We start from the raw sequence: 12,729 nt of genomic DNA on the forward strand, positions 1-12,729 counted from the left end.
GTTAGGGTTTTCGCTAAGAATAGCCAATGGATGCGCAGAGAGCAGGGCAGGCCGGCGTCTTTACGTCAGGATTGCTGGATAGGTTCACAGAATTTTTCACGCGAGGAACGGATGAAGAGAGTGAAACAATGCACCGGTGCGGCATTTTTCATGGTTTTATCATTGAGCGCGCTGGCGCATCCGCATAGCTTTATCAGCCTGCGGACGGAGGCCGTCGCCGATAACGGCCAGCTCACCGGTTTCAAAATGCGCTGGAGGATGGATGAGATCACCTCCTCAGACCTGCTTTACGATGCCGGGAACGCGAAGCCGGGAGATGAAGTCTGGAAAAAGCTGGCGGCGGAGGTGATGGCGAACGTCCTTGGGCAGCACTATTTCAGCGAGCTTTGGCATAACGGCCAGCACGTGAAGTTTGCTAATCGCCCCGACGGCTACGGTCTTGAGCGCGACGGGAGCCAGGCGGTTCTGACCTTTACGCTGTCGCTGGCTAAGCCGCAGCCCTTAGCGGGACAAACCCTGACGCTTTCAACCTACGACCCGACCTATTACGTCGATATGTTCTATGAGAAGCCGGGCGATTTCACCCTGCCTGCGGCGCTAAGCGCGGAATGTAAGGTTAAGGTCGTGACGCCAAAGCCGAATGATAAAATGACGGCCTTTGCGCAATCGCTTGATAAAGCCGACGCGCCGCCGGAAGATATGGCGCTCGGAACCTACTTTGCTCAGAAGGTGACGCTGACATGTCGGTAATATTCTCAACTCCCACCCGGGCTTCCCGTCTGCGCCAGCTGTGGCCTCTGGCGCTGTTTCTCGCGCTGGCATCGGGCGCGGGCGTCTGGCTATGGCAGGCCTGGCCGGAGGTAATGCTGCAGAGCGCTATCTGGCAGCGGGCGCTAAGTGTTGAACTCAGCGGGCTACTCAAAGCGGTGGCGGAAAATCCGCGAGCGGCAGGGCTTTCGCTGCTGGCGTTTAGCTTTATCTACGGCGTTCTGCACGCCCTGGGGCCGGGGCACGGCAAGATTGTCATTACCACCTGGCTGGCGACCCATCCCGCGAAGCTCAGGTCGAGCATTGCGCTGACGCTGGCCGCCTCGCTCCTGCAGGGCGCGGTGGCGATCGTGCTGGTGGTGGTGGTGGTGACCCTGCTGCAGCTGCCCGCAAGGCAGCTTCATCTCAGCAGCTTCTGGCTGGAAAAGGGGAGCTATTTGCTGGTTGGCGTGCTGGGCCTGCTGCTGTGCTGGCGGGCGCTGAAGAAGCTGCGCGGGCAGCTGCGTCGGCCAACCCTTACCGCCTTTACGCCGCATCACGTCCATCATGCGCACTGCGGCTGCGGACATCAGCATATGCCGGCGCCGGAACAGCTGCAAAGCGGCGATGACTGGCGCGCGCGGCTGGCCATCGTTCTGTCGATGGGCATGCGTCCCTGTTCAGGGGCGATCATGGTCCTGCTGTTTAGTAAGGTGATTGGCGTATTTGGCTGGGGAATGGCGGCGGCGCTGACCATGGCGGCGGGAACCTCGCTGACCATCAGCGGCCTGGCGCTGCTGGTGCACGGCTTTCGTCAGCTGGCCGTTAGGCTTAGCGCGCATAAAACGCCGCCTCTCTGGCAGCAGGTTGGCTGGTCGACGCTGGCGCTGTCCGGCGGCGTCATTTTAGTGGCGGCGGCGGCGGTGATGTGGAGCAGCGCGGTGCCTGGCGGCGGCGGGCTGCGGCCGTTTTGAAGGATATTCTCACCCCGGGCGGGCCGGGGCGAGGTGAGAGAGATTAACGCTTCAGCGCTTCGCTCAGTTCGTCACGCATGTTGGCCAGCATCGCTTTCACAACGCGCGGGTTGCCCGCCACGATGTTGCCGCTATGCAGGTAGTTATGGCCACCGGTGAAGTCGCAAACGATAGCGCCCGCTTCGCGAGCGATCAGCTCGCCGGCGGCGAAGTCCCAGGGCTTCAGCGCGATTTCGAAGTAGCCATCAACGCGGCCTGCGGCAACGTAGGCCAGATCCAGGGCTGCGGAACCGGTGCGGCGGAAGTCAGCGCATTCGGTAAACATTTTGCCCAGAATATTCATGTAAGAGGTGGCGTGCTGTTTCGCTTTGAACGGGAAACCGGTGGCGATAATGGTGCCATCCAGATCGCGAGCGGAGCTGCCGCGCAGGCGATAGCCGTTCAGCTGAGCGCCCTGGCCGCGGGTCGCGGTGAACAGTTCGTTGCGCATTGGATCGTAAACCACGGCGACTTCGGTACGGCCTTTAATGCGTACGGCGATGGAAACGGAGAAGTGCGGCAGACGTTTTACGAAGTTGGTGGTGCCATCCAGCGGATCGATAACCCATTGAACATCCTGATCTTCACCTGCGTGCTCACCGCTTTCTTCGGTGATAATGGTGTGCTGCGGGTAAGATTTGCGAATCGTTTCAATAATCAGCGCTTCGGCTGCCTTATCAACGTTAGTCACAAAATCATTGCTGCCTTTCTGGCTGGTTTCTACGGAGTCTGGAGTTTCGTAGTGCTTGGCAATTAAATTACCCGCCTTGCGCGCTGCGCGCACGGCGATATTCAGCATCGGATGCATCGGTCTCTCTCACTGGATGTTAAAGAACGGGAAAAAACGGCGCACATAATAACAGTGAAATCTGCCTATGTCTTCGTTTTATGATAGCATGCGCGAATAATCTTTAGCCGAAGAACACTAATGCTGCAAAATATTCGTATCGTACTGGTAGAAACATCACACACTGGCAATATGGGCTCCGTGGCCCGGGCAATGAAAACCATGGGCCTGACTAATCTGTGGCTGGTTAATCCGCTGGTTAAGCCTGACTCGCAGGCGATCGCCCTGGCGGCCGGCGCCAGCGACGTTATCGGCAATGCGCATATCGTTGACACCCTGGATGAAGCTCTGGCCGGATGTAGCCTTGTGGTCGGTACCAGCGCGCGTTCGCGTACTTTGCCGTGGCCGATGCTCGACCCGCGCGAGTGCGGGCTGAAGAGCGTATCTGAAGGCCAGCACGCCCCGGTGGCGCTGGTATTCGGCCGCGAGCGCGTCGGTCTGACCAACGACGAGCTGCAGAAATGCCATTACCACGTCGCGATTGCCGCCAACCCGGAGTACAGCTCGCTGAACCTGGCGATGGCGGTGCAGGTCATCGCTTATGAAGTGCGGATGGCGTGGCTGGCGACGCAGGAGCAGCCGCTGGTCGAACGACAGGAAGAGGCGCCGTATCCGCTGGTCGATGACTTAGAGCGCTTTTACGGCCACCTCGAGCAGACGCTGCTGGCGACCGGCTTTATTCGCGCCAGCCATCCGGGACAGGTGATGAATAAACTGCGCCGCCTGTTTACCCGCGCCCGCCCTGAAAGCCAGGAGCTCAATATCCTGCGCGGAATGCTGGCGTCGATTGAGCAGCAGAAGACCAAAGAGTAATCGCGCCGCTTTGCGGCGCCTCAACGCCGCGTACGGGCGCGCGAGCCAATGACCCGGCCGCCCGCAGAGCCGCCGGGAATCCCGGCGCCAGGACGACAGGGCACAGATAGCCAAATACCTGACTAAAACAGTCAAGTAAATAGTTGACCAAATTACTCGGGAATGTCAGACTTGGCCCTGCTATGCAATACCCATATTAATAAAAAGCCCGGGCAGGGGCGAGTTTGAGGTTAAGTAAGACATGAGACTGACATCTAAAGGGCGTTATGCTGTGACCGCGATGCTGGACGTCGCGCTCAACTCTGAATCGGGTCCGGTTCCGTTGGCCGATATTTCTGAACGTCAGGGGATTTCGCTTTCCTATCTGGAACAGCTGTTTTCCCGCCTGCGTAAAAATGGTCTGGTATCGAGCGTTCGCGGTCCAGGCGGCGGTTATTTATTAGGGAAAGAAGCCGGTAGCATCGCCGTTGGTGAAGTTATCAGCGCGGTTGATGAATCCGTTGACGCCACCCGCTGTCAGGGTAAAGGCGGCTGCCAGGGCGGCGATAAATGCCTGACCCACGCGCTGTGGCGCGACCTGAGCGAGCGCCTGACCAGCTTCCTGAATAACATCACGCTGGGCGAACTGGTGAACAACCAGGAAATCCTTGATGTTTCAGGCCGTCAGCACAGCCATGAATCCCAGCGTAATACCCGCACTCAGGAAGCGATTAACGTCAAACTGCGTGCGTAGTACTCGTTCTGTTTCAGCTTGCGGCACGTTCGCTGCAGGGTGAAACGTTCAGGGTAACAATTATAAAAGATTTTCGAATCAGGCCGGGATGTTGCGACATCCCGTATCCTCGGTCGTACATCAGGCCGGCCGCCTGGTTCCTTGCATTGAGTGATGTACGGAGTTAAAGAGCAATGAAATTACCGATTTATCTCGATTACTCCGCAACAACGCCGGTGGACCCGCGTGTTGCCGAGAAAATGATGCAGTTCCTGACCCTGGACGGGACCTTTGGTAACCCGGCCTCTCGTTCACACCGTTTTGGCTGGCAGGCTGAAGAGGCGGTAGATATCGCCCGTAATCAGATTGCCGAGCTGGTCGGTGCCGATCCGCGCGAAATCGTCTTTACCTCAGGCGCAACGGAATCCGACAACCTGGCGATCAAAGGTGCAGCCAACTTTTATCAGAAAAAAGGCAAGCACATTATCACCAGCAAAACCGAGCACAAAGCCGTGCTGGACACCTGTCGTCAGCTGGAGCGTGAAGGCTTCGAGATCACCTACCTGGCGCCGCAGCGCAACGGGATTATCGATCTGAAAGAGCTGGAAGCGGCCATGCGCGATGACACCATCCTGGTCTCCATCATGCACGTGAACAACGAAATCGGCGTGGTGCAGGACATCGCCACCATCGGCGAAATGTGCCGCGCGCGCGGTATCATTTACCACGTTGACGCCACCCAGAGCGTGGGCAAACTGCCTATCGATCTGAGCCAGCTGAAAGTTGACCTGATGTCCTTCTCCGGTCACAAAATTTATGGCCCGAAAGGCATTGGCGCGCTGTACGTCCGTCGCAAACCGCGTATTCGTATTGAAGCGCAGATGCACGGCGGCGGTCACGAGCGCGGCATGCGTTCAGGCACTCTGCCTGTCCACCAGATCGTCGGTATGGGTGAAGCTTACCGTATCGCGAAAGAAGAGATGGAAACCGAGATGGCGCGCCTGCGCGGTCTGCGTAACCGTCTGTGGGAAGGCGTAAAAGATATGGAAGAGGTTTACCTCAACGGTGACCTCACCCAGGGCGCGCCGAACATTCTCAACGTCAGCTTCAACTATGTTGAAGGCGAATCGCTGATTATGGCGCTGAAAGACCTCGCTGTTTCCTCCGGCTCCGCCTGTACCTCAGCGAGCCTCGAGCCATCCTACGTGCTTCGCGCGCTGGGCATGACCGATGAACTGGCGCACAGTTCTATCCGTTTCTCTTTAGGTCGTTTTACTACCGAAGAAGAGATTGACTACACCATCAACCTGGTTCGCAACTCCATTGGCCGTCTGCGCGATCTTTCTCCGCTGTGGGAAATGTTCAAGCAGGGCGTGGATCTGAACAGCATTGAATGGTCACATCATTAATCGGTAGGTATTAAGGAGAATTTATCATGGCATACAGCGAAAAAGTTATCGATCACTACGAGAATCCGCGCAACGTCGGCTCTTTTGACAACAGCGATGAGTCAGTTGGTAGCGGCATGGTCGGCGCGCCGGCGTGCGGCGACGTGATGAAGCTGCAGATTAAAGTCAACAATGAAGGTATCATTGAAGACGCGCGCTTTAAGACCTACGGCTGTGGTTCCGCTATCGCCTCCAGCTCCCTGGTTACCGAGTGGGTGAAGGGCAAGTCTCTGGACGAAGCTCAGGCTATCAAGAACACCGATATCGCCGATGAGCTCGAGCTGCCGCCGGTAAAAATCCACTGTTCTATCCTGGCGGAAGACGCGATTAAAGCCGCGATTGCGGATTACAAAAGCAAGCGTGAAGCGAAATAATTAAGAGGTTATTGTATGTCGATTACTCTTAGCGATAGCGCAGCGTCGCGAGTGAATACCTTCCTGGCCAACCGCGGCAAAGGCTTTGGCCTGCGCTTAGGCGTTCGCACCTCCGGCTGTTCAGGTATGGCCTACGTGCTGGAATTTGTTGACGAGCCGGCGGCAGAAGACACCGTGTTTGAAGATAAAGGCGTCAAGGTAGTGATCGACGGCAAAAGCCTGCAGTTCCTCGACGGCACTCAGCTGGACTTTGTCAAAGAAGGCCTGAACGAAGGGTTTAAGTTTACCAACCCGAATGTTAAAGATGAGTGCGGCTGCGGCGAAAGCTTCAACGTGTAATCTGCACTATATCCGCTGAATTTCGGCGCGGCGACAGCAGGCGAACGCCGCCGGTTAAGATGCGACCAGAGAGGCGCGGATATATAACCCCACTGCGGAGCACCGTGCGTGGGGTTTGCTTTATCTCGTTAACCCTGAGGTTACTATGGACTATTTTGCCCTCTTCGGGTTACCGGTCAGTTATACCCTTTCGCAAGAACAGCTGGCTGTCCGGTACCAGGATTTGCAGCGTCAATATCATCCCGATCGGTTCGCCAGCGCCAGCGCCGCCGAACAGCTCGCCTCCGTGCAGCACTCCGCGACGATTAATCAGGCGTGGCAAACGCTGCGTCATCCGCTGTCCCGCGCCGAATATATCCTTTCGCTTCACGGCTTTGATTTAGCCAGCGAGCAGCACACCGTGCGCGATACCGCGTTCCTGATGGAACAGCTGGAGCTGCGCGAAGAGCTGGATGAGATCGAAAAAGCGCAGGATGAAGCGCGTTTGAGCGCGTTTATTCAGCGCGTGAAGGGGATGTACGACGTTCGCCAGCGGCAGGTCGTTGAGCAATTAGACGGCGAAGCGTGGGAGGCCGCGGCGGATACCGTGCGTAAGCTGCGTTTTCTCGATAAGCTTCAGAACGTAGCAGAACAACTCGAAGAAAAGTTTTTTGCACTCTAACGTATTCGGGTCGTCGTGCAGCCAACGTAGCTGCAGCACAGATTATGACGAGTAAATTAATATTCGGAAGCAATTATGGCCTTATTACAAATTAGTGAGCCTGGCCTGAGTGCCGCGCCGCACCAGCGTCGTCTGGCGGCGGGTATTGACCTGGGCACCACCAATTCGCTGGTCGCCACCGTGCGTAGCGGCCAGGCCGAAACTCTGCCCGATCGCCAGGGGCGCCACCTGCTGCCTTCGGTGGTCAACTACCAAACGTCCGGCCTGAGCGTCGGCCATGACGCCCGCCAGAATGCGGCGCTGGATCCGGTGAACACCATCAGCTCGGTGAAGCGCATGATGGGCCGCTCGCTGGTCGATATTCAGACCCGCTACCCGCATCTCCCCTATCAGCTGCAGGCCAGCGAAAACGGTCTGCCGATGATTCAAACCGCCGGCGGTCTGCTCAATCCGGTCCGCGTTTCTGCCGATATCCTCAAGGCGCTGGCCGCCCGCGCGACGGAAGCCCTTGCCGGCGACCTCGACGGCGTGGTGATCACCGTCCCGGCCTATTTCGACGATGCGCAGCGCCAGGGCACTAAAGACGCCGCGCGTCTGGCCGGCCTGCACGTCCTGCGCCTGCTGAACGAACCGACGGCGGCGGCGATCGCCTACGGCCTCGACTCCGGTCAGGAAGGGGTTATCGCGGTGTACGATCTCGGCGGCGGCACCTTTGATATTTCCGTTCTGCGTCTTAGCCGCGGCGTCTTCGAAGTTCTGGCCACCGGCGGCGACTCGGCCCTCGGCGGCGACGATTTCGACCATCTGCTGGCGGACTATCTGCGCGAGCGGGCGGGCCTCGGCGATCGCCGCGATAACCGCCTGCAGCGCGAGCTTCTGGATGCGGCTATTGCGGCCAAAATTGCCCTCAGCGCGGCGGAAACCGCTCGCGTTGACGTCGGCGGCTGGCAGGGCGAAATCACCCGTAGCCACTTTAATGAGCTGATTGCTCCGCTGGTTAAGCGCACTCTGCTGGCCTGTCGTCGCGCGTTGAAGGACGCCGGCGTAAGCGCGGAAGAGGTGCTGGAAGTGGTGATGGTGGGCGGCTCCACCCGCGTGCCGCTGGTGCGCGAGCGCGTCGGCGAGTTTTTTGGCCGTACCCCGCTGACCGCCATCGACCCGGATAAAGTTGTCGCCATTGGCGCCGCTATTCAGGCCGATATTCTGGTCGGCAATAAGCCGGACAGCGAACTGCTGCTGCTCGACGTTATCCCGCTCTCTCTGGGGCTGGAAACGATGGGCGGCCTGGTGGAGAAGGTGATCCCGCGCAATACCACCATTCCGGTGGCCCGCGCCCAGGAGTTCACCACCTTTAAAGACGGTCAGACGGCGATGTCGATCCACGTCATGCAGGGCGAGCGCGAGCTGGTGCAGGACTGCCGTTCGCTGGCGCGCTTTGCGCTGCGCGGTATCCCGGCCATGCCGGCGGGCGGGGCGCATATTCGCGTTACCTTCCAGGTCGATGCCGACGGGCTGCTGAGCGTCACCGCCATGGAGAAATCGACCGCGGTCGAAGCGTCCATTCAGGTGAAACCCTCCTACGGCCTGAGCGACAGCGAAATCGCCACCATGATCAAAGATTCGATGAGCCACGCCGAGCAGGACGTTCAGGCGCGAATGCTGGCCGAGCAAAAAGTTGAAGCCGCACGCGTTCTGGAAAGCCTGGGAAGCGCGCTGGCCTCAGACGCCGCGCTGTTAAGCGCCGCAGAACGTCAGGCTATCGATGACGCAACGGCGCAGCTGCGCGCGGTGGCGGCAGGCGATGACGCCGATGCAATAAAAGAAGCCATTAAAAATATAGACACACAAACCCAGGAGTTTGCCGCACGCCGCATGGACCAGTCGGTCCGTACCGCGCTGAAAGGCCAATCCGTGGACGAGGTTTAATATGCCAAAGATTGTTTTTCTACCCCACCAGGACCTGTGCCCGGATGGCGTAGTTGTGGAAGCTGAGATCGGTGAGACCATTCTTGATGCCGCGCTGCGTAGCGGGATTGAGATTGAACATGCCTGTGAAAAATCCTGTGCCTGCACCACCTGCCACTGCATCGTGCGTGAAGGTTTTGACTCGCTGGCCGAAAGTACCGAAGATGAAGACGATATGCTGGATAAGGCCTGGGGGCTGGAACCTGACAGCCGTCTGAGCTGCCAGGCGCGCGTGACCGCCGACGATCTGGTCGTCGAAATTCCGCGCTATACCATCAACCACGCACGCGAGCATTGATATGGCACTGAAATGGACCGATAGTCGTGAAATCGGCGAGGCGCTGTATGACGCCTTCCCGGATCTCGACCCGAAAACCGTTCGCTTCACCGATTTGCATCAGTGGATTTGCGAGCTGGAAGAGTTTAATGACGATCCAAACGCATCCAATGAAAAAATTCTGGAGGCAATTCTGCTAGTCTGGTTAGACGAAGCAGAATAATTTTCGCGTCATGCTCCACGTTGCAGATGCGTTGGCCGCGTTCGCTCACCCCAGTCGCATAGTTATCTATGCTCCAGGGGATTTGCTTACTTGCCGCCTTCCTGCAACGCGAATCATTTAGCGGAAAAATTTTAACGGGCTGCCATAGGGTGGCCCGTTTGCTAATAAGGATGAATAAAATGACCGAAGCCATGAAGATTACGCTGACGACCCAACCTGCAGACGCGCGCTGGGGAGAAAAAGCGGCTTACAGCATTAATAACGACGGCGTCACCCTGCATCTGAACGGTAAAGACGATCTGGGCCTGATTCAGCGCGCGGCGCGTAAAGTTGACGGCATGGGCATCAGGCACGTTGCGCTTGATGGCGAAGGCTGGAATACCGATCGCGCGTGGGCGTTCTGGGCCGGCTATAAAGGGCCGAAAGGCAGCCGTCAGGTTGAGTGGCCGGCGCTGGATGACGCGCAAAAAAGCGAGCTGGATAACCGTCTGGCCATTATTGACTGGGTGCGCGACACCATTAACGCCCCGGCGGAAGAGTTAGGTCCGGAGCAGCTGGCCCAGCGCGCGGTCGACCTGCTGTGCGGCGTTGGCTGCGACAACGTCTCTTACCGCATCACCAAAGGCGAAGACCTGCGCGAGCAGAACTATCTTGGCCTGCACACCGTTGGCCGCGGCTCCGAGCGGCCGCCGGTCCTGCTGGCGCTGGACTACAACCCAACCGGCGATAAAGACGCGCCGGTCTACGCCTGCCTGGTCGGGAAAGGCATCACCTTCGATTCCGGCGGCTACAGCATCAAGCAGAGCGCGTTTATGGATTCGATGAAGTCCGACATGGGCGGCGCGGCGACGGTCACCGGCGCGCTGGCGTTCGCGATTACCCGCGGTCTGAACAAACGCGTGAAGCTCTACCTGTGCTGCGCCGACAACCTGATCAGCGGCAACGCCTTTAAGCTGGGCGACATCATTCATTATCGCAACGGTAAAACCGTGGAGATCATGAACACCGACGCCGAAGGCCGTCTGGTGCTGGCCGACGGTCTGATCGATGCCTCGGCGCAGAAGCCGGAGCTGATTATCGACGCGGCGACGCTGACCGGGGCGGCGAAAACCGCGCTGGGCAACGATTACCACGCGCTGTTCAGCTTCGACGACGCGCTGGCGGCTCGCCTGCTGGCGAGCGCGCAGGCGGAGAACGAAGCCTTCTGGCGTCTGCCGCTGGCGGAATTCCACCGCGGCCAGCTGCCGTCGAACTTCGCCGAGCTGAACAACACCGGCAGCGCCGCCTATCCGGCGGGCGCCAGCACGGCGGCAGGGTTCCTCTCCCATTTCGTTGAGAACTATCATCAGGGCTGGCTGCACATCGACTGCTCCGCGACCTACCGTAAATCCGCCGTTGAGCAGTGGTCAGCCGGCGCGACGGGGCTCGGCGTGCGCACTATTGCCAATCTGTTAACCGCAGAGTAAAAAAATGGCGGGGCGCTGGCGCCCCGGATTGTCTCACCCCGGCCCGTGTCCGCGGCCGGGGGATCTCTGATTCTGATGTTGTGAGAGCCATGTCCGAAACGAAAAATGAATTAGAAACGCTGCTGGAAAAGGCGGCGATTGAGCCCGGCCATCGCCCGGCTTTTTTCCGTACGCTGCTGGAGTCCACCGTCTGGGTCCCCGGCGCGGCGGCGGAAGGTGAACAGGTTGTCGAAGAGAGTGCCGTAGACCTGCAGCACTGGGAAAAAGACGATGGCGCCTCGGTCATTCCCTTTTTTACCTCGCTGGAGGCGCTGCAGCAGGCGGTCGAAGACGAGCAGTCTTTTGTGGCGATGCCGGCGCGTACGCTGATGGCGATGACGCTGGGCGAGACGCTGTTCCTCAATGCCAAACTGCCGGCCGGAAAAGAGTTTACGCCGAACGAAATCAAGCATCTGCTGGGTGAAGATGGCGGTCCTCTCAGCGCGCAAACCGTGCTGGAAGGCGGGCAGCCGCTGCTGCTGTCTGAGGTGGCCGAGCCGCCGGCGCAGATGGTGGATTCGCTGACCACGCTCTTTAAATCCCTGAAAACCGTAAAGCGCGCGTTTCTGTGCTCGATTAAGGACAGCGCCGACGCGCCGGCGAATCTGCTTATCGGCATTGAGGCCGAGGGGGATATTGAAGAGGTCATCCAGGCGACCGGCAGCGTGGCAACCGACACGCTGCCCGGCGATGAGCCGATCGATATTTGTCAGGTCGTGGAAGGGGAGAAGGGCATCAGCCACTTTATGATTGCCCATATCGCGCCATTCTATGAAAAGCGCTGGGGCAGCTTCCTGCGCGATTTCAAGCAGAACCGCATTATCTGATGACGGCGGGGCGCTAACCCCGCCGCTATTTTTATTGCGCCGGCTCGATCGGCAGATCGGAGCGGGCGCCCCATTCGCTCCACGAACCGTCATACAGGCAGACGCCGTTAACGCCCAGGGTTGTCAGCGCCAGCACCACCACCGCCGCCGTGACGCCGGACCCGCAGACTGGCGATAATCGGCCGCTCGAAATCCACGCCCTGGCGCAGGAAAATATCATTCAGCTCGTCGGTAGTTTTCAGCTCGCCGTTAATCACCAGCTCGGTCCACGGCACGTTCAGCGCCCCGGGAATATGCCCCCGGCGCAGGCCAGGGCGCGGCTCATCGACAAGTCCGTTAAAGCGCCCGGCCGGACGGGCGTCGACGATCTGGGCCGATCCTTCATGGCTCACCAGCAGCACGTCGGTCAGGCGTTTAACCACCAGCGGATCGAAGCGGCCGTCGAATTCACCCTCCGGTAGCTGCGGATCGTCCTGCTCCAGCGGCAGCTCATCGCGCTGCCAGCCGGCCAGCCCGCCGGCGAGAATAGAGACTTTTTCTACTCCGAAGGTTCGCAGCATCCACCAGGCGCGCGGCGCCGAGAAGAGGTTGCCTTCATCGTAAACCACCAGATGCTTATCGCTGCTCACGCCAAGTTCGCGCATCGCCACGGCGAAGGCTTCCGCGCGCGGCATCATATGCGGCAGCGGGCTGGTGCGATCGGAAAGCGCTTCAATATCAAAAAATACGGCGTTGGGAATATGGCCCGCGCGATATTCGGCGTGCAAATCGCGATCTTCCTGCCCGGGAGGTGCCATTCGGGCGTCGATAATCTGGATTTCCGGGTCATCAATATGTTCCGCCAGCCAGTCGGCGGCGACAAAAAAAGAGGTGGACATGGAGGCCTCCGTTTTATTATCCATCAATGAATTGTCGACGTTTTCCCGCAGGCTGACAAGTAATGTGCGTCGGAGTTGCGACGCGGCTGACGCGGTAAAA

14 protein-coding genes and 1 pseudogene are annotated in these 12,729 nt (G+C 58.9%); 13 read left to right on the top strand and 2 right to left on the bottom strand.

What is annotated here, in order from left to right; translation table 11 throughout:
* Nucleotides 1–111: 111 nt before the first annotated feature.
* Together ABOC21_RS01105 and ABOC21_RS01110 are read left to right on the top strand one after the other, a co-directional pair.
* The gene (locus ABOC21_RS01105) at nt 112–750 is read left to right on the top strand and encodes a DUF1007 family protein (RefSeq protein WP_426811987.1); all 639 of its coding nucleotides are present in this window, start codon (nt 112–114) and stop codon (nt 748–750) included.
* Nucleotides 741–1,721 carry a nickel/cobalt transporter gene (locus tag ABOC21_RS01110; RefSeq protein WP_426811988.1) on the top strand — a complete coding sequence of 327 codons (981 nt, stop codon included), beginning with the start codon at nt 741–743 and terminating at the stop codon, nt 1,719–1,721. The genes ABOC21_RS01105 and ABOC21_RS01110 overlap by 10 nt, the downstream gene beginning before the upstream one ends.
* A 43-nt stretch (nt 1,722–1,764) precedes the next feature.
* On the opposite strand, the gene suhB is transcribed toward ABOC21_RS01110, so the two are convergent.
* Nucleotides 1,765–2,568, bottom strand: coding sequence for an inositol-1-monophosphatase (suhB, locus tag ABOC21_RS01115; RefSeq protein ID WP_426811989.1), 804 nt, complete (start codon nt 2,566–2,568; stop codon nt 1,765–1,767).
* 120 nt (nt 2,569–2,688) lie between these two features.
* On the opposite strand from suhB, the gene trmJ reads away from it, so the two are divergent.
* From trmJ to sseB, 11 genes are all read left to right on the top strand, one after another.
* The gene (gene trmJ, locus ABOC21_RS01120) at nt 2,689–3,420 is read left to right on the top strand and encodes a tRNA (cytosine(32)/uridine(32)-2'-O)-methyltransferase TrmJ (RefSeq protein WP_426811990.1); all 732 of its coding nucleotides are present in this window, start codon (nt 2,689–2,691) and stop codon (nt 3,418–3,420) included.
* Nucleotides 3,421–3,661: 241 nt separating this feature from the next.
* A complete protein-coding gene (gene iscR / locus ABOC21_RS01125) occupies nt 3,662–4,153 on the top strand; it encodes a Fe-S cluster assembly transcriptional regulator IscR (protein ID WP_426811991.1) in 492 nt (163 codons plus the stop codon).
* A 173-nt stretch (nt 4,154–4,326) separates the two neighbouring features.
* Nucleotides 4,327–5,541 carry a cysteine desulfurase gene (gene iscS / locus ABOC21_RS01130; protein WP_426811992.1) on the top strand — a complete coding sequence of 405 codons (1,215 nt, stop codon included), beginning with the start codon at nt 4,327–4,329 and terminating at the stop codon, nt 5,539–5,541.
* A 26-nt stretch (nt 5,542–5,567) separates the two neighbouring features.
* Nucleotides 5,568–5,954, top strand: a complete 387-nt coding sequence (gene iscU / locus ABOC21_RS01135) for a Fe-S cluster assembly scaffold IscU (RefSeq protein WP_005120408.1) — start codon at nt 5,568–5,570, stop codon at nt 5,952–5,954.
* 15 nt (nt 5,955–5,969) lie between these two features.
* A complete protein-coding gene (gene iscA / locus ABOC21_RS01140) occupies nt 5,970–6,293 on the top strand; it encodes an iron-sulfur cluster assembly protein IscA (protein WP_110272092.1) in 324 nt (107 codons plus the stop codon).
* Nucleotides 6,294–6,438: 145 nt separating this feature from the next.
* Entirely contained in the window at nt 6,439–6,954 is a 516-nt protein-coding gene (hscB, locus tag ABOC21_RS01145) for a co-chaperone HscB (RefSeq protein ID WP_426811993.1), read from the top strand.
* 75 nt (nt 6,955–7,029) lie between these two features.
* On the top strand, nt 7,030–8,880 hold the full coding sequence (gene hscA / locus ABOC21_RS01150; protein ID WP_426811994.1) for a Fe-S protein assembly chaperone HscA: 1,851 nt from the start codon (nt 7,030–7,032) through the stop codon (nt 8,878–8,880).
* 1 nt (nt 8,881) lies between these two features.
* Nucleotides 8,882–9,217, top strand: a complete 336-nt coding sequence (fdx, locus tag ABOC21_RS01155) for an ISC system 2Fe-2S type ferredoxin (RefSeq protein ID WP_041146722.1) — start codon at nt 8,882–8,884, stop codon at nt 9,215–9,217.
* A 1-nt stretch (nt 9,218) separates the two neighbouring features.
* Complete coding sequence (gene iscX / locus ABOC21_RS01160) at nt 9,219–9,419, top strand: Fe-S cluster assembly protein IscX (RefSeq protein ID WP_041146721.1); 201 nt, start codon at nt 9,219–9,221, stop codon at nt 9,417–9,419.
* A 179-nt stretch (nt 9,420–9,598) separates the two neighbouring features.
* On the top strand, nt 9,599–10,885 hold the full coding sequence (gene pepB / locus ABOC21_RS01165; RefSeq protein ID WP_426811995.1) for an aminopeptidase PepB: 1,287 nt from the start codon (nt 9,599–9,601) through the stop codon (nt 10,883–10,885).
* An 89-nt stretch (nt 10,886–10,974) separates the two neighbouring features.
* Complete coding sequence (gene sseB, locus ABOC21_RS01170; RefSeq protein ID WP_426811996.1) at nt 10,975–11,751, top strand: enhanced serine sensitivity protein SseB; 777 nt, start codon at nt 10,975–10,977, stop codon at nt 11,749–11,751.
* Nucleotides 11,752–11,782: 31 nt separating this feature from the next.
* Here the strand turns inward: sseB and sseA are convergent.
* Nucleotides 11,783–12,629: pseudogene (gene sseA / locus ABOC21_RS01175) on the bottom strand (3-mercaptopyruvate sulfurtransferase).
* Nucleotides 12,630–12,729 lie beyond the last annotated feature (100 nt).

This window comes from Klebsiella sp. WOUb02, assembly GCF_050058015.1.
Lineage (GTDB): Bacteria > Pseudomonadota > Gammaproteobacteria > Enterobacterales > Enterobacteriaceae > Klebsiella.